This is a genomic window from Microbacterium sp. NPDC028030, assembly GCF_040637855.1.
In the GTDB taxonomy this organism is placed as follows: Bacteria; Actinomycetota; Actinomycetes; order Actinomycetales; family Microbacteriaceae; genus Microbacterium.
The window spans coordinates 143,923-164,582 of record NZ_JBEZXF010000002.1; the positions used below are offsets into that span (position 1 = coordinate 143,923).

The window sequence follows — 20,660 nt, forward strand, 5'->3', positions numbered from 1 at the left end:
GAGATCAGTCTTCGAAGGGACGAGCCACCACGTCGCCCGAGGCGGTCTGGAAGACCTCCCAGCCCGCATCGAGTTCGGCGATCGGCCGCCCCTCGAGCCAGGTCAGGGTCCAATGCCCGGTGAGGCCCTTCGACTCCACGTCGGCGATCGCGGGTCGCAGCGACGCGGGGACCGAGGCCGGAGCCTCCGAACCCGTCGCCCACCTCGTGCCGAGCTGCATCAGGAGGCCTCGACCGGGGCGAGCTCGATCGCGGTGACCGCGAACTCCTCGGCCTCGGTGATCTCGAGCTCTGCGATCCGGCCGACCGCGCGGAGGTCGTCGGCCGCCGCGCGGAGAGACTCGACCTTCGCCGCCGGAGCCGCGATCGCTGCCAGGGAGACCGGGGTCTTCTGCGACGCCTTCGCCTCGGTCTTCGCGCGACGGATGCCGATGAGCGCCTCGCTCGCCACCGCCAGCACGGCAGGGTCGCCCTCGATGCCGAGCGCCTCCGGCCAGGCGGCCGTGTGCACGGAGCCCTCCTCGAACCACGACCAGGCCTCCTCCGTGGCGAAGGAGAGCACCGGCGCGAGCAGTCGGAGCAGCGTGGACAGCGCCAGACGCAGCGCGAGAGCGGCCGACGCCTGACCCACGTCGGTCTGGTTGTAGGCGCGCTCCTTCACGAGCTCCAGGTAGTCGTCGCAGAACGTCCAGAAGAACGCCTCGGTCACCTCGAGGGCACGGGCGGCGTCGTAGCGGTCGAAGGCCTTGGTCGCCTCGGCCACCACACCGTCGAGAGCCGCGAGCATCGAGGCATCGAGCGCGTGGGTGACCTGAGCGCCGGCGGGCACGGGGAACGACAGCACGAACTTCGCCGCGTTGAGCACCTTGATCGCCAGGCGGCGGCCGATCTTCACCTGCGTCGGGTTCTGCGGGTCGAAGGCCGCGTCCATGCCCAGACGACTCGACGCCGCCCAGTAGCGCACCGCGTCCGAGCCGTGGGCGTCGAGCACGTCGGCCGGAGTGACCACATTGCCCTTCGACTTCGACATCTTCTTGCGGTCGGGGTCGACGATGAAGCCGGAGATCGCGGCGTTGCGCCACGGAGCACGGCCGTCCTCGAGCGTCGAGCGCAGCATCGTGGAGAACAGCCACGTACGGATGATGTCCTGTCCCTGCGGGCGCAGATCGAACGGAGCGATGAGCTGCCACAGTTCCTCGTCGCGCTGCCATCCGCCCGCGAGCTGCGGAGTCAGCGAAGAGGTCGCCCAGGTGTCGAGGATGTCGGCCTCGGCGTCGAAGCCGCCAGGCACGCCGCGCTGGTCTTCGGTGTAGCCCGCGGGGACATCCGTCGTGGGGTCGATCGGCAGCGCAGCCGCATCGGGGGTCAGCACCCGCTCGTAGTCGCGGTCGCCGTTCTCGTCGAGGCCGTACCAGAGCGGGATCGGCACACCGAAGAAGCGCTGGCGGGACACGAGCCAGTCGCCGGTCAGGCCGCCGACCCAGTTCTCGTAACGCACCCGCATGAAATCGGGGTGCCAGGCGAGCTCCTGTCCGTGAGCGAGGAGCCGATCGCGCAGCTCGCTGTCACGCGCACCGTTGCGGATGTACCACTGGCGGGTGGACACGATCTCGAGCGGCCGATCGCCCTTCTCGAAGAACTTCACTGCGTGGTTGAAGGGTTTGCCGACGGCGGTCATGTCGCCGGTCTCCTGCAGCTTCTCCACGATCGCCTTGCGGGCGCTGAACACGGTCTTGCCCGCCACGTTCTCGGCATACCAGGCGCGCGCGTCGGCGTCGGCGACGATCGACGGCGCCCCGGAGAGGAAACGACCGTCGAGGCCGATCGCGGTCATGTTCGGCAGCGACTCGCCGCCGGCCGTGCGCAGCTCGCGCCACCAGATGATGTCGGTCACGTCGCCGAAGGTGCAGACCATCGCCGCACCGGTGCCCTTGTCGGGCTGTGCGAGGTGGTGACCGTGGATCTCGATCTCGGCGCCGAAGAACGGCGTACGCACCTTCGTGCCGATGAGGTGCTTGTGCGGTCCATCGGGGTGGGTCACGATCGCGATGCACGCGGGGAGGAGCTCGGGGCGCGTGGTGTCGATCGCGATGGAGCCTGAACCGTCTGCGAAGGGGAACTCGATGGTGTGGTACGCGGCCTGCTGGTCGCGGTCCTCGAGCTCGGCCTGCGCGATGGCGGAGCGGAAGTCGATGTCCCACAGCGTCGGGGCGAGCGCCTGGTACGCCTCGCCGCGCTCGATGTTGCGCAGGAATGCGAGCTGGCTCTGGCGGATGGTGTCGTCGGAGATGGTGCGGTACGTCTGGGTCCAGTCGACGCTGAGCCCGAGCTGGCGGAACAGCGCCTCGAACTGCTTCTCGTCCTCGATCGTGAGGCGCTCGCACAGCTCGATGAAGTTGCGGCGGCTGATCGGCTGCTGGTCGGCGGCGCGGCTCGACTTGTTGTCACCGCCCTCGAACGGCGGCGTGAAGTCCGCGTCGTAGGGGAGCGAGGGGTCGCAGCGCACCCCGTAGTAGTTCTGCACGCGGCGTTCGGTCGGGAGTCCGTTGTCGTCCCAGCCCATGGGGTAGAACACCGTCTTGCCGCGCATGCGCTCGTACCGCGCCTTCACGTCGGTGTGCGTGTAGGAGAACACGTGACCGATGTGCAGGCTCCCCGAGGCCGTGGGCGGCGGGGTGTCGATCGAGTAGACGCCCTCACGGCCGAGTTCGGCGGCGCGCAGACGGTCGAACAGGTGCGTTCCCTGATCCGCCCACGCCGCGTCCCACTTCGCTTCGAGACCTTCGAGTGCGGGCTTGTCGGGAATCGGGTTCTGGGCCGTTTCGTAAGCAGGCATGGAGGTCTCCTCGAGCGATGTATGCGGCACTGTGTGAGCGTGCCTGAGTGTGGGTGGTGCCGCCCAGTCTACCGAGCGGCACGGCGGCACGCTCGACCGGCGCCGACCACGCGGCGCGGCGCCGGTGAACGCCGTCGCACGACTGGGAGGATCGGAGCATGACGTCGTCGTCGCCCTCCTCCTCCCGTGCCCGCCTCGCCGACCTCGGTGTCCCCTCCGGTGCATTCGCGCGCGGCGCGGAGAACGCCATCACCGATGTCGTGGGAGTGCGTGTCGGGCACGCCACCGTGCACGGCGACGGCCTCCACACGGGCGTCACCGCGATCGTGCCCGATGCGCTGGACGCCGAGCGCCGCAGCCTCCCGGCGAACCTCGCGGTCGGCAACGGATACGGCAAGCTCGTCGGCGCCACACAGCTGCAGGAACTGGGAGCCATCGAGACGCCGATCCTGCTGACCTCGACGCTCTCGGTGTTCCGCGTCGCCGACGCGTTCCTCGGCCACCTGCTGGCGACGCCCGCCCACCGCGCCACCACGACCCTGAACCCCATCGTCGGAGAGACGAATGACGGTTTCCTGTCGGACATCCGGCGTCGTGCCGTGGGGGAGGAGCAGGTCGAACAGGCACTGGCCTCGGCCTCGGCTGGCGCCGTCGCGGAGGGAGGCGTCGGCGCGGGTGCCGGCACGGTCGCCCTGGGTTACAAGGGCGGAATCGGCACGGCGTCACGCGTGCTGACGCTCGACGGGGTGCAACGCACGGTCGGGGCTCTCGTGCAGACGAACTTCAGCGGGACGCTGCGCATCGCCGGTGTGGCGCTTCCTGCCGAAGAGCTTCTCGCCGGCTCGCCCGCGGTCCCGGTCGGCAACTCCTGCATGATCGTGGTCGCGACGGACGCCCCGGTCGACGGGCGTCAGCTCGGGCGTGTGGCCAACCGCGCCGTGTTCGCCATGCGCGGGGTCGGGGCGGACTATGCGCAGGGCAGCGGCGACTATGCGGTCGCCTTCTCGGTGCACGACCTCGCCGACGCGGGGCCCGTGCCGGACGATGCCCTGTCGCCGCTCTTCGCTGCCACGATGGATGCCGTGGAGGAGGCGCTGATCAACTCGGTCCTCGCCGCGGAGACCACGGTCGGCCCGGAAGGGCGCACCGCTCACGCCGTGCCCCTCGACCTCGTGCGCGAGCGGCTGACGGCAGCGGGAGTCCGCTGAGGGAACGCCTCGTCCTGCGTGACGAATCGTGTTCCGGGTTCAGTCGACGAGCGCCGTGCGGATGCCGTCGCCGATCGCGCGCATCGCGGCGAGCACCGGGCCGCGGCCGTCTGCTCCACGGTCCCAGGTGGCCAGCACCGCGTAGGCGATCCTGCGGGTAGGTGACATCACGATCCCGGTGTCGGCGCGGACGCGGGAGATCGTCCCGGTCTTGTTCAGCAGCCAGATGCCACGGTCGAACCCCCAGTGGGCCAGCGGGTCCAGCTCGAAGGCCGACGCGACCATCGACAGGTCCATGCCGGCGCCGAGCCAGCGGCGCAGCGTGTCGGCCGACGCCGGGGAAAGATCGGCGCCGTCGGCGAGACGCGACATGAAGCGCACGAGTTCCGTGGCGTTCGCGTGCGACAGCGTGCGCGGGGCGCCGGGCGGGATCGGCCAGCGCACGATGTCGTCGAGCGCGGAGGCGGAGTACCCGAGAGCGCGCGTGTGCTCCTGTACCTGGGGGATGCCGATGACGCGGCCCAGCGTGTTGGTCGCCGCATTGTCGCTCACAGCGCCGATGAGCGCGGCCACGTCGTAGAGGGACAGCTCGTCGGCCTGCAGCAGGTACCAGAGGCCGGAGTCCTCGATCGCCTCGACCGGGCGGCGCGTGACGCGCTCGTCGAGTGTGCGTGTCCCCGCGTCGACCTCGGTCAGGAGCCGATGCAGGAGGAAGATCTTGCCCACGCTCGCCGTGTCCTGGACGAGTTCCGGATCGTGGCGCAGCAGCACCTCGCCGGAGTCGATGTCCTGAACCAGCACCGACCACACGGTGCCGTTCTCGGCGGGCAGTTCGACCTCGATCGCGCTCATCCGGCTGCCTCGTCCCTGGCGCGCCCGGTGACGTGGGCGCGGATGCGTTCGCCGATCGCCCGCATGCCGTCGAGCACCGGTGCGCGGAGATCCACCGGCGACCCCTTCCAGTTCGCGGCCACCGCGTAGGCGATCGCGGCCTCCGGGCCGCGCAGGAGTCCCACGTCGACGCGCGCGAAGCTCACGCTGCCTGTCTTGTGGCGCAGCACCAGGCCCTGGTACTCGGCCTCGACATGGGCGAGGGGATCGAGGAGGAACGCGTCGGCGGTCATCGAGGTGTCGGTGTCGGCGGCGAGCCAGTCCAACACGCGCGCGCTCACCGCGGGAGAAAACGCTTCACCGGTGCCGAGGCGCCGCATGATGTCGGAGAGTTCGGCCGCAGTGCCGTATGACGGGGTCCACGGCAGGTCGGGTGTGCGCTCGTTGCGGATGTAGTCGTGGAGCGAGGTCTCGCGATAGCCGAGCGCCTGGGCCACGGACCGCACCTGCTCGAGGCCGCACAGATGGATCAGTGCGTTGGTGGCGAGGTTGTCGCTCACCGCGCAGACGAGCAGGGCCGCGTCGTGCACCGTGACGCGCTGGTCGTGCATCCGGTACAGCAGCCCCGAATCCTCGACACGGTGCTCGTCGGGGATCTCGATGCGGTCGTCCGGTGCGAGGGTGCCGTCCTCGAGCCGCCTGGCGACCTCGAGGAGCAGGAAGATCTTGCCGATGCTCGCGGTCTCGCACTGCGTGTGCGGATCGTGCTCTGCCAGGGTGTCTCCGGTGTTCGCATCCAGCAGCCGCACCGACCACGTGGCACGCGGATCGAGGGGCGGCAGCGCGATCATGCGGCGAGCCCGACGGTCAGGCGCGGCACGTCTCCGGTCGCGTCCAGCACCCCGTCCACACCGAGCGGGATCGTCAGCGCGTTCGGGTCGTGCCCGAAGCCCTGCTCCCAGAGCACCGGTACACCCGCGTCCTCGAACTCCTCGCGCATCAGCGCGTGCACGAGCTCCAGGTCGCCGCATTCGTGCCAGGAGCCGAGCACCACGCCGGTCGCCTGCGCCAGGCGCCCCGCCCGCCGCAGCTGGGTCACGAAGCTGTCGAGCCGGTACGGCTCCTCGGTGATGTCCTCCAGGAACAGGATGCCGGGTGCCGCGACGCCCGCCTCCGGTGCTCCGAGCCCGGCCGCGAGCAGGCTGAGGTTGCCACCGGTGAAGCGGCCTTCGGCCCGACCCCGGGTCATGATCTCGGTCTTCGGGCCGACGAGCTCGCGTGCGCGCCAGGGCTCGAACAGCCACCGCTGCACGTCGTCGCGCACCTGCCCGGAGTCGCGGAACACGTTGTTGCCCGCCATCGGGCAGAACAGGGTCGCGACGTCGAGGTGCGCGCGCCACGTCTCGTGCAAAGCGGTCACGTCGGATGAGCCCGTCAACAGCTTGGGTCGCCCGTCGCGACGGAGGGCGCCGCGACGCATCTCGGTCCAATCGATGCCGTCGAGCAATCGCAGCGCACCGTATCCTCCGCGCGCCGCGACGACCGCATCGACGTCGGGATCGGTCCACGCCGCGACGAGGTCTGCGCGGCGCAGGTCGTCGGGGCCGGCGAGGTACAACGCGCGGGGATGCGGCGTGAGCACGTGCTCTCCGACGCGGACCTTCAGGCCCAAGGACTCGTAGTACCCGACGGCGCGCTGCGTGTTCTCCTCGTTGCCCGGCCCGGACGGCGACACGATCGCCACCGTGTCGCCGGGCTGCAGGGGCGCCGAGTCGAGGTAGGGCGAGACCGTGCCGCTCACGCCGACTTCTCCTCGATGCGGGGCGCCGCCGACAGCAGGTGCTTGGTGTAGGCGTGCTGCGGGTTCAGGAGGACATCTTCGGTGCTGCCGTGCTCGACGATCTCTCCGTGGTACATCACCGCCACGCTGTGCGCGATGTTCCATGCGAGTCCGAGGTCGTGCGTGATGACCAGGGCGGACAGCCCGAGGCGACGACGAAGGTCGAGCAGGAGGCCGAGGATCTCCCCGCGCACCGAGGCATCGAGAGAGGCGACCGGTTCGTCGGCGATCAGCATCTGAGGCTGTACGGCGAGCGCGCCCGCGATCACGACGCGTTGCCGTTGGCCCCCGCTGAGCTCCTGCGGGATGGCCCCGAAGTAGCGCTCCGGCGGTGTGAGCTCGGCATCGGCCAGGCTCTGCGCCACGCGCTCCCGCTCGTCGCCGGCGAACCGCTGCACCCGAAGCCCCTCGGCCACGGACTCGTACACGCTGTGCTTGGGGTTCAGCGCCGCCCACGGGTCCTGCAGCACGAGCTGCACCTGTGACCGGAAGTGCGCGAGGTCGCGTCCCTTCGTCGGGATGGGGGTGCCGTCGAAGAGGATCTGCGACCCTGCGTCTGCGGGTTGCAGGCCCATGAGCGCGCGCGCGAGCGTCGACTTCCCCGACCCGGACTGCCCGACAAGGGCCACGATCTCGCCTCTGCGCACCGAGAGGTCGACGTCGCGCACCGCATGCACAGGCCTGCCGCCGGAGCGATAGGTGACGTTGACGCCCCTCGCCTCCAGGAGCACCGCGTCTTCGTGTGCGATCTCGGGCACCTCATCGGCGCCACGGCCATGCCGGGTCACGGGGGCCATGCGCGACGCGGGGTCGCCGATGGTCGGGAACGCGTCGGCGAGCTGGCGGGTGTACGCCTGCGCGGGCGTCGTGCACACCGCGTAGCTCTCACCGACTTCCACGAGCTCGCCGTCACGCATGATCGCGATGCGGTCGCAGGCCGTCGCGAGGACGGAGAGGTCGTGGCTGATCATGAGCATGGAGATGCCGCGCTCCGACACGAGTCGGGAGATCATGTCGAGGATCTGCTTCTGCACGATCACATCCAGCGCGGTGGTCGGCTCGTCCGCGATGATGACCTCGGGGTCGCACGCGAGCGCCATGGCGATCATGACGCGCTGCTTCTGCCCTCCGGAGAGCTCGTGCGGGTACGACTCCGACTTCTGCGCCTGGAGGTCGACGATCTCGAGGAGCTCCAGGGCGCGCGCCTTGCGCGCCTTCTCGGTCTTCCACCGATCGCCGGCGTGCAGCTCGAGCGCTTCGAGCAGCTGCCACCCGACCGTGCGCACCGGGTTGAGCGAGTGCATCGCGCCCTGGAAGACGATCGACGTCTTCGCCCAGCGCACGGCTCGCAGCTGTCCGAACGAGAGCGTCGCCACGTCCTGATCTCCGAGCAGCACGCGGCCGCTCAGCGTCGCGTTGCGGGGCAGCAGCCGCAGCACGCTCATGGCCAGCGTGGACTTGCCGGAGCCGGACTCGCCGGCGATGCCCAGGGTCTGGCCGGCCGGGAGGGTCAGGGAGACGTTGCGCACGGCGGCGACTTCATCGCGCCCCGACCGGCCGGAGGTGCGGTACGTGACGGAGACGTCGTCGAAGGTCAGATCGGGCATCTCAGCGGCTCCTCAGCGTCGGGTTGGTGATGTTCTCGACGGCGCGGCCCATCAGGGTGAACGACAGTACGACCAGGACGATCGCGACACCCGGGACGAGCACGTACCACCAGTACCCGCTCGTCGCGGCGGAGACATCCATCGCGTTCTTCAGGATCGACCCCCAGGACTGCAGGGTGGTGTCTCCGAGCCCGAGGAACGCCAGGGTCGACTCGGAGATGATCGCCGACCCCACGGTGAGCGTGGTGTTGGCGAGCACCAGGGGCAGGACGCCCGGGAGCAGATGCTTCATGATGATGTGCCAGTGCCCGGCGCCGAGGGCCCTGGAGCGCTCGATGTAGTCGCGCGACTCCACGGACAGCGTCTGGGCGCGCACGACCCTGGCCGTGCCGGCCCACGACGTGAGTCCGATGGCGATGATGATCGTCCAGACGCCGCGGCTCAGCACCGACGACAGCACGATCGCGAGGATCAGGGACGGCAGCACGAGGAAGAAATCGATGATGCGCATCATCAGGCCGCCGAAGAAACCGGTGAAGTGGCCCGCGGCGATGCCGACCAGGGTGCCGATGATCATCGACATCGCGGTGGCGGCGAGTCCGACGAGCAGGGACACGCGCGCTCCCCACACCATGCGCACCCAGATCTCGCGACCCTGATGATCGGTGCCGAGAGGGTGCTCCCACGATGGCGGGGCGAATCGCTGGACGTCGACGAGCTTCGTCACGTCGAGCATGCTCGAGGGGGCGATCACCGGGGCGAAGATCGCGACCAGGGCGACGACGGTCAGGAAGACGAGCCCGACCATGCCCGCCCTGTGGTGGGCGAACTGGCGGCAGAAGTCGGCGAAGGCCGTACGGCGACGGTGCCAGGCCAGGGCTCTGGGGGAACGGATGGTCGGGGATGCCGTGGTCATGCGCGCCTCACCCTCGGGTCGAGCTGACGGTAGATGAGGTCCGCGACGAGGTTCATCGCGATGATGATGGTCGAGAACACCACGAAGGTGCCCTGCAGGAGGGGAAGGTCCGGTCCCGAGATGGCTTCGAACGTGAGCTTGCCGAGACCGGGCCATGAGAACACGGTCTCGACCGTGACCGCCCCGGCGATCAGACCGCCGATGTGCATGAACACGAGGGTGACCGTGGGCAGCAGGGCGTTCGGCACCGCGTGGCGACGGCGCACGAGGTCTTCGCGGAGCCCCTTGGCACGGGCGGTCGTGAGGTAGTCGGCGCCCATCTCCTCGAGCAGGGAGCTGCGCATGACCATGAGGTACTGCGCGTACACGACCGCGACCATGGTGATCACCGGCAGGACCATGTGCGAGATGACGTCGAGCACCGCGCCGACCGGATCGGTGGGTGGGTTGGGGGAGACCATGCCGCCCGTGGGGAACCAGTGCAGCGTCCCGCCGAAGATCATGAGCAGCAGCAGTGCGAGCCAGAACGTCGGGACCGACCAGAACACGAGCGAGGTGCCCGAGACGATGCGGTCGAACGTGGAGCCGTGCTTCCATGCCGCCTTCTGGCCGAGCCAGAGGCCGAGGGCGATGGCGATGACGGCTGCGGTGCCCGTGAGCAGGATCGTGTTCCAGAAGTAGTCGCCGATGAGTTCGGACACCGACGTGCGGTAGACGTAGCTCGTGCCGAAGTTCAGCGTGAACACATTGCCGAGGTAGTCGAAGAACTGCTGCCACAGCGGCTTGTTCAGACCGAGCTGCTCGCGCAGCTGTGCGGCCTGTTCCGCGCTCATGCCGCGCTCGCGAGCGATCGATGCGACCGGGTCGCCCGGCAGGATCTTGAAGGCGAAGAACCCGAGCAGGATCACCATCGCGAGGCTGATGGCCGCGCCGCCGAGCTTGACCAGGACGTAGCGGAGGGCGCCGACTCCCTTGGGTTGCTCCTCGGCCGCGGCGCTCGTGGCGATGGCGGAGGTGGAGGGGGGAACCGCGTTGGACATGGGGGTCTCCTTACAGCGGACCGGGAGACGCCGCGGGGGCGGTCGCCCGCCACCCGCGGCGTCTCGCTGGGCTCATTCGACGTCGGCGATGTTGCGGCGTCGGATCAGGAAGAAGACCAGTCCTCCGATGAGGACCACTCCCACCACGATGCCTCCGATGATGAGTCCCGTGTTGGTGCCGGTGCCACCGGCGGTCGCGCCCTCGACGGGTTCGACCGTGAGGTAGCCCCAGTACCCCGCCTGGTTGGCGATGATGCCGCCGTCCTTGGGCTGGAGCGTGAAGCCGGTGAAGCGGTCGGAACGGTAGGCCTCGAGCGAGTTCGCGTACCAGGTGGCGACCTGTGCCGTGTCGGTGTAGTTCAGCGCGAGCATGTCGTGCACGATCTCCTGGCGCTTCTCCTCATCGGTCTCGGAGCGCTGCTGGGCGTACATCTCGTCGAACTCGGGGTTGCAGTAGCCGTCCTGCGTGGTGCCGCCGGTGCCGTCGGTCGCGGTCGGGAGGTTCATGCAGGTGTTGATGCCGAGCTGGTAGTCCGGGTCGGGGTTGACAGACCATCCGCTGAAGTACAGGTCGTAGTCGCCGGACGTGGCCTTGGCGCTGATCGTGTCGGAGTCGGTCGATTCGACCGTGATCTCGATGCCGATGTCCTTCATCCACGGGACGAAGAAGTCGGCGATGGACTGCTCGTTCGAGTCGTCGGCATCCGTCAGCAGTCGCAGCGCGAGGCGCTGTCCGTCCTTCTCGCGGATGCCGTCAGCTCCGGCGGTCCATCCCGCGTCTTCGAGCGTGGCCATCGCGGCCTCGGGGTCGAAGCCGACGATCACGTCGTCGTCGTCGGCCAGGTGCCACTTCGGGAACGACGCGGGGATGAAGCTCGTCGCCAGGACGCCCTCGCCGGTGAGGACCTTGTCGAGCAGCGTCTTGGTGTCGGTGCCGAGGCGGATGGCCTGACGCACCTCGAGCTCCTTCAGGGCCGCGTTGCCCGTGCCGTAGGGCACGTTGTCTCGGGTCTGCTGGCCGACGTTGATGCTGATCGAGTGGTAGCGGCGGCCTTCACCGGAGTGCGTCGTGATGCCGTCGACACCGTCGAGCGCCTCGAACTGCGTCGGCGTGAGGCCGGTGACGAGGTCGACGTCTCCCGCCTTGAGCGCCTGCACCTGCGCGTCGGAGTTCGTGTAGTACACGTACTGGATCGCGTCGATCTTGGGGGCGCCGCGCCAGAAGTTCTCGTTCGCCTTGAGCTCGATCGACTGGTTCGCCGAGTAGCTGTCGAGGACGAAGGGGCCGGAGCCGACGACGTCGGAGTCGTTCGCGAAGGTGGTCGGGTCGTCGACGGCCTCCCAGATGTGCTTCGGAACGATCGGGATCTCCGAGCCGGGGTTCGGCGCCTGCGGCGTCTTCAGCGTGATGACGACGGTCTTGTCGTCCGGCGCCTCGACCGTGTCGAAGTTGGAGACCAGGTTGCCGTTCGCGGTGCCGAGCGCCGGAACGGTCATCATCTGGTCGTAGGTGTACTTGACGTCGGCGGAGGTGATGGGCTCCCCGTCCGACCACGCCAGGTCGTCCTGCAGCGTGAAGGTCCACGTCTGTCCGCCGTCGGTGGGCTCCCACGAGTCGGCGAGGCCCTTCGTCGGCGATCCGTCTTCGGCGTCGTTCTGCACGAGGGACTCGTAGACGTATCGGATGATGTTCGTCGGCGTCAGGTAGATCGAGATGAACGGGTTGAACGTGTCGACGAACCCGGAGGTCGCGATCCGCAGCGTGGTCTCGGACGCGGGGGATTCGGTCGCCGCGCTCACCGACTGCGCCTGGGCGGCGCCGGCGGGAGCGGCGATGAGGAGCGCGGAGGCGATCGCGGCGGCGGTCAGACTTCGCGCAGTTCTGGAGCGGGGGGCAAGACGCATGGAAGAAGTCCCTTCGGGCGCCGCCCGGATCCACTGTGAAGCCGGGTCGGTGCAGACCATGCAAGCGGAAGACGGCCTCCGGGTCAAGGGATCTGATGCGTATCGCCGAAGAAAAATCGAAAGAAGGCGATGAGATGCGCGCGGATCATGCGGTGTAACACGGCGGAAACACGCGGGTGTAAGGATGCGCGACACCAACACCTGATGATGAAGACGCACGCAATGAGACTGACATCCGGAACGTATCCCTGCTGTGGGAGCGCGGGCGCGCGAAGGGGAAGCGTATCGTCACGCCGCGGGGATCGTGAGCACGGCGCGCAGGAGATCGACGCGTTCCCGCAGAGCGGATCGCAGGAAGTGCTCATCCACGGCGTGGGCGCCGCCGCCACGGGGGCCGAACCCGTCGACCGTCGGCAGACCGAGGGCGCCCAGGAGGTTGGTGTCTCCCGCTCCTGCTGCCGGCCGCCCCGTGATCCGCTGGCCGAGGCCGTCACCGATCGTGGCGATCCGATCGAGCAGAGCGGCATCGTCCGGGGACGCCTGCCAGGCGGGCCTCGCGCTGAGCACTTCGATGGCGAGGATCGCGCCGTCGCGCACCGGCGTCAGGGCGCTGAGGGCGCGCAGCACCGTGGATTCGGTGGCGGGGTCGGTGAACCGGAGGCCGATCTCGGCCTCCGCGTGCGCGGGCACGACGTTGGTGCGCGCCCCGCCCGTGATCGTCCCGACGTTGCTCAGCACGGGGCCGGGCAAGCCGGGGTCGGAGACGATCTCCCGCAGCCGCAGCAGCTGGTCGACGAGTTCGTCCACCGCGGAGATGCCGTGCTCGGGGTCGAGCGCTGCGTGCGCGGACCGTCCTGTCACGGTGAGTCTGACGCGGGCGCTGCCGCGGCGGCCGATCTTGAGGGCCCCGTCGGGGTGCGGCGACTCGAATCCGATGGCGGCGGCGGCCCCGCGCGCACGCTCGGCGAGAAGAGGTCCCGACTCCGGGGAACCGATCTCCTCGTCCGCGACGAGGACGACGCGGACCGCTCGTCGGCGATCGAGGGGCAGGGGCTGCAGCGCCCGCAACGCTTCGAGCATCACGACGATGCCGGCCTTCATGTCGTACGCGCCCGGTCCACGCACGACATCGCCGTCCACCGACCACGGCACGGCGCCCTCGAGCGTGCCGACGGGCCAGACGGTGTCGGTGTGTCCGATGAGCAGCACCGGCGCACCGGTTCCCGGAACGTCGATCACCAGATCGACCCCGGCCGAGGTGGGTGCCTGGTGCACGGCGCCGCCCACCTCGGTGAACCAGCCCGCGAGGAGCTCGGCGATACGCGCGCTCGCCGCCGAGTCTCGGCTCGGCGTCTCGAGCAGCACGAGTTCCCGCACGAGTGCGATGATGTCGTCAGAAGAGTCGCCCAGTGCACGATCCGCCAGATAAGTCGTCACGGTTACGAACCGTATCTGCCTCTTGATTGCACCGCAACCCGCCGATAACATCGCTCAGAGCAATAGAACTCGTCGATCTTAGGAAACGTATCGTGCCTCATTCCTCGGTGGCCGCCGACGCGGGCGTCGGCTTCGGCTGCCGCGATCTCACCCAGTACGCGGAGTTCCGAGAGGCGTCGGCACTGTACGCGCGGGTGTTCGCCTACACCGAGAGCGAATACGCGCTCAATGCCAATCTGCTCACCGCTCTGGCGCGCAACGGAGGGTCGGCGGTCGGCGCGTTCACGGACGACGGCGCCCTCATCGGGTTCGCGTACGGCTTCGCCGGTTGTGACCGGCGCGGCGAGCTGTTCCACTACTCCCAGGCTGCAGCGGTCGACGAGGCGCACCAGGGGAGAGGGGTCGGACAGGCGCTCAAGCAGGCCCAGCGCGAGGTGGCACGGCGCTGGGGACAGCGGAGCATGCGCTGGACCTTCGATCCGCTCCTGGCCCGTAACGCGCACTTCAACCTGAACTCCCTCGGCGCGGTGGGCATCGCATTCGAGCGGGACTACTACGCCCGCCCCGATACCGACCGCCTCGTGGTCGCCTGGGACCTCACCGCCGAGCCTCCCGTGCTCTCCGCTCCGGTGGTCCCGCCCGCGCTCGGTCGCGACGACTGGGGGCGCGCGCTCCACGTCGACGGCGACACCTGGATCGCCATCCCCGCGCGGCCGCGAGAACTCCGCGCCGGGGAACGTGACGCGCTGCGATCCGACCTCGACCGGGCGATGACCGATGTCTTCCGCCGCGGTGGAGTGCTGGTCGCCGCGGCACGCATCGACGACGAGACGGCCGCCTACCGCGCGATATCAGGGGAGAGCACGACATGAGCGACCAGAACCACGAGGACCGCGATCTCGTCTCGCCGCGGGACCGCTTCGGCGAGCGCATCCGCACCAACCTCTCGGCGGAGAGCATCCAGGCGCGCATCATCGAGACCGAGCAGCGCTCGCTCGCGCAGACCTTCGAGGAGCTGAGCCGTTCGGCCCAGGTGCCGCAGGCGGCGGCGCTGCTGCTGGGAGCACGACGCCGGTACATCGCGGGCGAGGGGAAGGCGGCAGCCTATGCCCAGCTGCTCAACGCCGATCTGTCGGCGACGTTGTCGAACGTGTTCCTGGTCGACGGCCACGCCCTGCAGCCGCTCACGGTCCTGACCGACGTGCGGGCCTCCGACGTGCTCATCGTGTTCTCCCTGCGCCGCTATCGCGAGGAGACCGTCCGGCTCGGGCGCCTGTTCCATGAGGCGGGCGGACAGCTCGTCGTCATCACCGACAGTGAGGACGCGCCGCTCGCGTCGATCGCGACGTCGCTGATCCGCGTGCGCACCGGATCGGCCTCGTACGCGGATTCTCCGACGCCGGTCGCCGCCGTGTGCCACCTGCTGAGCGCCCTGACGACCGCGAGTGCGAAGGGGGCACGTCGGCGGTTGGCCGAGCGCGACCGTCTGGTCGCCCGCCTGGGACTCTACGGGCCGGAGCAGCCGCGGCCGCGAGCCGGCGGGGAGGTCGACGCGTGAGGATCGAACGGATCCGGTTGTTCGTGCTGCGCCAGGACCTGCGCCACAGCTTCGAGACGAGCTCGCATCGCAAGTCGGGCATCGAGCACATCCTCGTCGAGCTCACCGACGCCGAGGGACAGACAGGCTGGGGCGAGGTCGCCGCGCCGAGCGACCCGTACTTCGGCGCGGAGACCACGGTCACGGCATGGGAGATCGCCACGCGCTACCTGGTCCCGGCCCTGCTCGGCGCCGAGGGGGAGGAACCCGCTGACCTGGAGGCCGTGTGGGAACGGATCCGCGGTCATGAGTTCGCCAAGGCCGGCTTCTCTGGTGCGGTGTGGGATCTGTACTCCCGCACCAGGGGCCTCGCGCTCGCCGCGGCCCTCGGCGGCACGCGCGACGAGGTCGTCGCGGGTGTGTCGCTGGGGATCGAGCCTTCGATCGATGACCTGCTCGCGCAGGTGGAGGTCCAGCGGGCAGCGGGGTATCCGCGCGTGAAGCTCAAGATCGCGCCGGGGTGGGACGTCGAGCCGGTACGCGCCGTGCGCGCGGCGCATCCCGACCTCGACCTGCACGTCGACGCGAACGGCGCCTACCCGGACGATGCGGACTCGGCCGCGGTGTTCGCCCGCCTCGACGGCGAGGGTCTGACGATGATCGAGCAGCCGTTCGGACCGCGCGAGCTCGTCGCGCACGCCGTGCTGCAGTCGCGCATCGGCACGGACGTGTGCCTCGACGAATCGGTCGTCGCTCTGGGCGATCTGCGTTCGATGATCCGCCTGGGGGCCGGCCGCGTCCTCAACATCAAGGTCTCGCGGATGGGTGGTCTGAGTGTGGCGCGCGCGGCGCATGACATCGCGGTCGACGCCGGCATCCCGGTCTGGTGCGGGGGCATGCACGAGTTCGGTGTGGGGAGGGCCGCGAACGTCGCGATCTCGTCGCTGCCGGGCTTCCTGCTCCCCTCCGATGTCTCCGGGTCCGACAAGTACTACGCCGCCGACATCGTCGACCCGCCGGTGCGCGCGGAATCGGGACTTGTGACGGTTCCGAGCGCTCCCGGCATCGGGCACGAGGTCCTCGTCGAGCGCATCGAGCGCGAGTCGTCCCGCACCTTCGACACCGCAGCGGCGCACGTCCACGGCTCCGCCCTCGCTCGCGGCTGACACCTCCTCTCCCGGATCGGATCCCCATGCGCGCACTGCTGCTGTACCAGCTCGACCTGTCGGGCACGGCGTCCGTCGCCGACAGCATCCATCCCGTCGATCCTCGCGAGCCGATCGTGCGGGCGACGGACCTCGGAGTGAACCGGGGCGATGGCGTGTTCGAGACGGCCGTCGTGCGGCACGGCAGACCGCAGGCCCTCGAGGCGCACCTGACCAGACTCGAGCGCTCCGCGGCCCTTCTGGAGATGCCGTCGCCGCGGCTCGACCTATGGCGCACGGCGGTGCTCCGGGCCGCTGCAGCGGTCTCGGCGCCGGACGTGCTGCGGGCGGATGAGCTGGCATCGATCAAGTTCGTGATGACGCGGGGCGACGAGATCGACCGTGCAGACCCGACCGGGTGGGTGCTCGGCTTCGCGGGTAATGACCCATCGGCGGTCAGGGCGACGGGGACCAGTGCCGTCGTGCTCGATCGGGGCTACCGGCACGATGTGATGCAGACCTCGCCGTGGCTGCTGCAGGGCGCGAAGTCCCTCGCGTACGCGGTGAACGAGGCTGCACTGCGAGAAGCGGTACGCCGCGGCGCCGATGATGTCGTCTTCGTCAGCAGCGACGGATTCGTCCTGGAGGGTCCGCGCTCGACGCTGATCGCGCGCATCGACGGGCGGCTCGTGACACCCCCGACCGAGTTCGGCGTGCTCCCCGGGACGACCCAGGCCGACGTCTTCGGGGGGATCGCCGATCTCTCCGTCGGCACGGCGGCGCTCGTGCGGGAGGATCTGGATCGGGCGGATGCCCTGTGGTTGTGCTCCAGCACACGCGGTGCCGTTCCCGTGCGGGAGCTCGACGGCGTGGCGAGGACGAGGGATCTCGCGCTGACGGCGCGGATGAACGCGGTGCTGGATGCACGCGAGGACTGACCGGAAGGTGTGGAGCAGATGATCGACGGCGTGATCGACGGACACAACGACCTGGCGTGGGCGAGCAGGACGCTCCTCGGATACCGCGTGGCGGAGCTCGGCGGCGACGTGCCGACGACGCAGACCGATTTGCCCAGGCTCACGCGCGGCGGAGTGGCCGGTCAGTTCTGGTCGGTCTGGGTCGACCCCGTGCTGGAGGGTGCAGAGCAGGTCGTGGCCACGCTCGAGCAGATCGACTTCGTGCGTCGACTCGTCGACGCGCATCCTGAGCGGTTCGCGTTCGCCAGGACGGCCGCCGATGCGCTTGCGGCCATGAAGGACGGTCGGATCGCCTCGCTGATCGGCATCGAGGGCGGCGACCAGCTGGGCGGTTCGCTGGCGGTGCTGCGGCAGTTCGCCCGGCTCGGGGCCCGGTACATGACGCTCACGTGGTCGCGGACTATCGCGTGGGCGGACTCCGCCACGGACGAGGCGCGGCACGGGGGACTCACGGCCTTCGGGCGCGAGGTGGTTCGTGAGATGAACCGCATCGGGGTGCTGGTCGACCTCTCGCATGTGGCCCCCAGCACAATGCGCCATGCGCTCGAAGAGACGACGCGCCCCGTGATCGTCAGCCATTCGGGAGCGCTGGCCCTGTGCGATCACCCCCGCAACGTCCCCGATGACGTCCTCGCCGCGATCGGCGCGCAGGGCGGGGTCGTCATGGTCCCGTTCGTCCCGACCTTCCTCTCCCAGGCCCGCCGCGACTGGTGGGAAGCCGGGGGCGAGGGAGACGCCCCGCGTGTCGGGGTGCGCGACGTGGCCGATCACCTCGACCACATCCGCCGGGTCGCCGGCGCGCACGCGGTCGGTATCGGCGCGGACTACGACGGCTCCGACGCGATGCCGGAGGGCCTCGCAGACGTATCGGGGTATCCGACGCTGTTCGCGGAGCTGCGGGCCCGCGGTTGGTCGGACGCAGACCTCGCCGGCCTCGCGAACGAGAACGTGCTGCGTGTGCTCGCGGCGTCCGACCAGGACCACGAGGCGTTCCTCGCGGGGACGGCAGGGGAGCCGGCCCCCGCGGCGCTCGTCCCCGCCGTCGACACGGCGTCTCGCGAGGGAGCGCTGTGAGCGCGCGTGTGCTCGTCGTCGTCAACTCCGCAGCCTCGGGGCCGCGCCGTCTGGGAGTCTGGCTCGCCGATCGCGGAGTGGCGGTCGAGGCGGTCGTCGGTGCCCAGCAGGAGCTCCCCGCTTCGCTCGAGGCGTATGCCGGGCTGGTGCTCCTCGGCGGCGGCCTCATGCCAGACGATGACGACCGCGCTCCGTGGCTCGCTCCGGAGCGCGCACTCGCGGCAGAGGCGATCGAACGCGATCTTCCCACGCTGGGCATCTGCCTCGGCGGCCAGCTCCTCGCCCACGTGGCGGGGGGAGAGGTGAAGGCGAAGACCGGGCCGGTCGAGCGGGGCGCGACGCCCATCCACCCCACGACGGCGGGACGACAGGATGCCGTCCTGTCGGTGCTCGGCGACGGTGCCCCGATGATCGAGAACCACCAGGACATGATCACGCGCCTGCCGTCGGATGCCGTGCTGCTCGCCTCGAGTGATCTCGTCGAGAACCAGGCGTTCCGGCTCGGAGCGCACGTCAGGGGCGTGCAGTTCCACCCCGAGGCCTCCGCCGCGGATCTCGCCCGATGGGACGATGCGGCTCTGCGCGGCGAAGGCCGATCGCTGCCCGACCTCATCGCGGCCGCCGAGCGCGTCGACCCGCACAACACCGCGGTGAGTCGAGGCCTCGTCGACGCCTTCGCCGACGAGGTGCTCGCCGGGGTCGACGCATGACCGCGGGCAGCGGGTCCTCTGCGGTGACGGCAGTGGCGGACGGTGTGCTCGAGAGCGCCCTCGACGACCGGGCTGGACGGGTCGCGCCCGCATCGATCGTGGCCGTGTGCGAACGCGGAGAGGTCCGCGGTGTGCGCACGCACGGTCATCCGCGCGGTGACGACGGCTCGACCACGCGCGAGACCGTGTTCCGGATCGCCTCGATGTCGAAGAGCTTCCTCGCGGCGACCGTGCTCGCTCTGCGCGACCGCGGGCTGCTCGACCTGCAGGCGCCGATCACGGAGTATCTGCCGGATGTGCGGGCACGGTATCGAGGCGACTCCGCGGTGTTGACCGGTGAACTCCTGCTGTCGAACCGCTCGGGGCTCGGGGAGGACAACGCCTGGGTCGATCGACACCTCGGTGCGACCCGCGAGGACATCGCCGCGGTCTTCGCCGAAGGGGTGCTCCTCGCGGCCGCGCCCGGCACGACGTATCAGTACTCCAACCTCGGACAGTCGCTGCTCGGCAGGGTGGTCGAAGTCGTCACCGGTCGTGCCGTCGAAGACGTCGTGCGCGACACGCTGATCGTGCCGCTCGGACTGCACCGCACGGCGCATGCGCCCGACCCATACCGTGCCGAAGACCTCGCCGGCGGATTCCGCACCTTCGACGACGGGGCGACCTTCCTCTCCGAGCCGTTCGTCGGCTCCGGTGCGCTGGGATGCATCGGCAGCATGTTCAGCACGGTCGACGACATCGCGACCTGGATGTGGTTCCTCGGCTCGGCCTTCGCCGATGAGCCTCTCGCCCCGGAGGTGCTGGCGCCGTCGTCGCGGCGGGAGATGCAGCAGCCGCGGACGCCCATCCCCGTGCCGTCGGCGATGTTCGACGGGCGTGACCTCGCCGGAGCGGGCTACGGCTACGGGCTCTTCGTCGAGGAGGACCGCCGCTTCGGCCGCGTGGTGCAGCACTCGGGAGGTCTTCCCGGATTCTCCGCGCACATGCGATGGCACGCGGCGACCGGTACGGGGGTCGTGGCCTTCGGCAACTCGGACGAGTTCGCGGCACGGAGGGTCGCGGGTGCGGCGCTCCAGGCCGTGCTCGAGCGTACTGATGCACCGTCCGCTGTGGTGCACCCCTGGACGGAGACGGTGCGCGCCGCACAGGCCATCGACGCCGCGATGCTCGACGGGCTGTCCGCGGCGGACTACCCGTTCCTGGCAGGGCACGTGCTTCAGGATGTGCCGGCGAAGGTGCGTGATGCGCGGCTGGGGGCACAGCAGGCAGAGGTCGGCGGCGTGCGGGCATATCAGCCGCCCTTCGCCGAGCGCGTGGTCACCGCAGCGAACGAGGCCGAACTGCGCTGGCGGATCCTCGGAGAGCGCGCGGACCTCCGCGTCGAGGTGCGGCTGGTGGGCATCGCCGTGCCCCTCGTGCAGAGCGTGAACGTCGTGGTCGTCGGCTCCGGGGAGAGCCTGACAGTCGACGAGCTTCCTGCCGCCGCAGATCACCATCGCGTGGTGCTGCCGACCTGGTGAGTGGAGCGGGACAGGGGTTCGTCGCTTTTCGACCCCGTCCAAGAAATGCCCATAGACTGGAGGCATCCCGACCGCTTT

The 20,660-nt window shown here is 69.8% G+C and carries 18 protein-coding genes; 8 read left to right on the plus strand and 10 right to left on the minus strand.

The genetic code is table 11. The features are described 5' to 3' along the window. Positions 1-4 precede the first annotated feature (4 nt). Together AB0E56_RS09525 and valS are read right to left on the minus strand one after the other, a co-directional pair. Entirely contained in the window at positions 5-220 is a 216-nt protein-coding gene (locus AB0E56_RS09525) for a hypothetical protein (RefSeq protein WP_359798455.1), read from the minus strand. Then, positions 220-2,835, minus strand: a complete 2,616-nt coding sequence (gene valS / locus AB0E56_RS09530; RefSeq protein WP_359798456.1) for a valine--tRNA ligase — start codon at positions 2,833-2,835, stop codon at positions 220-222. Before valS ends, AB0E56_RS09525 begins: the two co-directional genes overlap by 1 nt. 158 nt (positions 2,836-2,993) lie before the next feature. Between valS and AB0E56_RS09535 the strand changes: the two genes are divergently transcribed. Further along, positions 2,994-4,043, plus strand: a complete 1,050-nt coding sequence (locus AB0E56_RS09535) for a P1 family peptidase (RefSeq protein WP_359798458.1) — start codon at positions 2,994-2,996, stop codon at positions 4,041-4,043. 39 nt (positions 4,044-4,082) lie between these two features. Here the strand turns inward: AB0E56_RS09535 and AB0E56_RS09540 are convergent, their stop codons facing one another. From AB0E56_RS09540 to AB0E56_RS09575, 8 genes are all read right to left on the minus strand, one after another. Next, entirely contained in the window at positions 4,083-4,895 is an 813-nt protein-coding gene (locus tag AB0E56_RS09540; RefSeq protein WP_359798459.1) for a serine hydrolase, read from the minus strand. After that, the gene (locus AB0E56_RS09545; protein WP_359798461.1) at positions 4,892-5,725 is read right to left on the minus strand and encodes a serine hydrolase; all 834 of its coding nucleotides are present in this window, start codon (positions 5,723-5,725) and stop codon (positions 4,892-4,894) included. Before AB0E56_RS09545 ends, AB0E56_RS09540 begins: the two co-directional genes overlap by 4 nt. After that, positions 5,722-6,675 (minus strand): LD-carboxypeptidase, encoded by a 954-nt coding sequence (locus tag AB0E56_RS09550; RefSeq protein ID WP_359798462.1) that lies wholly within the window; start codon positions 6,673-6,675, stop codon positions 5,722-5,724. The genes AB0E56_RS09545 and AB0E56_RS09550 overlap by 4 nt, the downstream gene beginning before the upstream one ends. Then, positions 6,672-8,321, minus strand: a complete 1,650-nt coding sequence (locus AB0E56_RS09555; protein ID WP_359798463.1) for an ABC transporter ATP-binding protein — start codon at positions 8,319-8,321, stop codon at positions 6,672-6,674. The genes AB0E56_RS09550 and AB0E56_RS09555 overlap by 4 nt, the downstream gene beginning before the upstream one ends. A gap of 1 nt (position 8,322) precedes the next feature. Beyond that, positions 8,323-9,237, minus strand: coding sequence for an ABC transporter permease (locus AB0E56_RS09560; protein ID WP_359798465.1), 915 nt, complete (start codon positions 9,235-9,237; stop codon positions 8,323-8,325). Next, entirely contained in the window at positions 9,234-10,277 is a 1,044-nt protein-coding gene (locus AB0E56_RS09565; protein ID WP_183150241.1) for an ABC transporter permease, read from the minus strand. The genes AB0E56_RS09560 and AB0E56_RS09565 overlap by 4 nt, the downstream gene beginning before the upstream one ends. A 72-nt stretch (positions 10,278-10,349) precedes the next feature. After that, positions 10,350-12,182, minus strand: coding sequence for an ABC transporter substrate-binding protein (locus tag AB0E56_RS09570; RefSeq protein WP_359798467.1), 1,833 nt, complete (start codon positions 12,180-12,182; stop codon positions 10,350-10,352). A 288-nt stretch (positions 12,183-12,470) separates the two neighbouring features. Then, positions 12,471-13,619 (minus strand): M20/M25/M40 family metallo-hydrolase, encoded by a 1,149-nt coding sequence (locus AB0E56_RS09575; protein WP_359798469.1) that lies wholly within the window; start codon positions 13,617-13,619, stop codon positions 12,471-12,473. 92 nt (positions 13,620-13,711) lie between these two features. Here AB0E56_RS09575 and AB0E56_RS09580 point away from each other — a divergent pair, with 92 nt between their 5' ends. Genes AB0E56_RS09580 through AB0E56_RS09610 form a run of 7 tightly spaced genes read left to right on the plus strand, consistent with a single transcriptional unit; the run spans position 13,712 to position 20,582 of the window. Beyond that, entirely contained in the window at positions 13,712-14,491 is a 780-nt protein-coding gene (locus tag AB0E56_RS09580; protein ID WP_359798471.1) for a GNAT family N-acetyltransferase, read from the plus strand. Beyond that, positions 14,488-15,177, plus strand: a complete 690-nt coding sequence (locus AB0E56_RS09585) for an SIS domain-containing protein (RefSeq protein ID WP_359798472.1) — start codon at positions 14,488-14,490, stop codon at positions 15,175-15,177. Before AB0E56_RS09580 ends, AB0E56_RS09585 begins: the two co-directional genes overlap by 4 nt. Further along, the gene (gene menC, locus AB0E56_RS09590; protein ID WP_359798473.1) at positions 15,174-16,322 is read left to right on the plus strand and encodes an o-succinylbenzoate synthase; all 1,149 of its coding nucleotides are present in this window, start codon (positions 15,174-15,176) and stop codon (positions 16,320-16,322) included. The genes AB0E56_RS09585 and menC overlap by 4 nt, the downstream gene beginning before the upstream one ends. Positions 16,323-16,348: 26 nt before the next feature. After that, positions 16,349-17,239: an aminotransferase class IV gene (locus AB0E56_RS09595; protein WP_359798475.1), complete on the plus strand. Its 891-nt coding sequence runs from the start codon at positions 16,349-16,351 to the stop codon at positions 17,237-17,239. A gap of 18 nt (positions 17,240-17,257) precedes the next feature. Beyond that, the gene (locus tag AB0E56_RS09600) at positions 17,258-18,352 is read left to right on the plus strand and encodes a dipeptidase (RefSeq protein ID WP_359798477.1); all 1,095 of its coding nucleotides are present in this window, start codon (positions 17,258-17,260) and stop codon (positions 18,350-18,352) included. Then, on the plus strand, positions 18,349-19,062 hold the full coding sequence (locus tag AB0E56_RS09605; RefSeq protein ID WP_359798478.1) for a type 1 glutamine amidotransferase: 714 nt from the start codon (positions 18,349-18,351) through the stop codon (positions 19,060-19,062). The genes AB0E56_RS09600 and AB0E56_RS09605 overlap by 4 nt, the downstream gene beginning before the upstream one ends. After that, positions 19,059-20,582, plus strand: a complete 1,524-nt coding sequence (locus AB0E56_RS09610; RefSeq protein WP_359798480.1) for a serine hydrolase domain-containing protein — start codon at positions 19,059-19,061, stop codon at positions 20,580-20,582. Before AB0E56_RS09605 ends, AB0E56_RS09610 begins: the two co-directional genes overlap by 4 nt. Positions 20,583-20,660: the final 78 nt, after the last annotated feature.